Annotated in this window: 1 protein-coding gene; it reads right to left on the bottom strand. The window is 73.0% G+C overall.

Annotation, left to right across the window (positions count from 1 at the left end; genetic code table 11):
* Positions 1-523 (bottom strand): FAD-dependent monooxygenase (locus QAA18_RS12185; RefSeq protein ID WP_279413290.1); only part of this gene is annotated, 523 nt, incomplete at both ends.

Here is a 523-nt window from a genome sequence, read left to right as displayed (position 1 = left end):
GGTTGCGGTTGGCTTCGCCGACCATCGCCGCCAGCGCGGCGACGTCGCGCAAGCCGAGGTTCACGCCCTGGCCCGCGAGCGGATGCACCACGTGCGCCGCGTCGCCGAGCACCAGCACTCGCCCGCCCACCTGCGATGACACCAGTTGCCGGCGCAGCGGGAAGGCCGCCCGCGTCGACAGCGGCCTGGCGGCACCCAGGCGTGCATCGAAGGCACGCGTCAGCTCGCGGCCGAACGCTTCGTCGTCGAGCGCGAGCACGCGCGCGGCTTCGGCATCGGGCAGGGTCCAGACGATGGAACTGGACCCGTCGCCACAGGGCAGGAACGCCAGCGGCCCGGTCGGCAGGAACCGCTGCCAGGCGGTGTCTTCGTGGCCGTGTTCCGTCGCGACGTAGCCGACCACGCCACGCTGCCCGTAGTCGTGGCGCTCGACGTGCAGCCCGGCCAGTTCGCGCAGCGTGGACTGGGCACCGTCGGCGGCAATGGCGATGCGTGCCTGCAGCTGGCTGCCATCGTCGAGCCG

It is taken from the genome of Luteimonas sp. 8-5, from assembly GCF_029763755.1.
GTDB lineage: Bacteria > Pseudomonadota > Gammaproteobacteria > Xanthomonadales > Xanthomonadaceae > Cognatiluteimonas.
The sequence above is the reverse complement of the archived record's forward strand: the minus strand, read 5'-3'. Positions and strand labels throughout refer to the sequence as shown.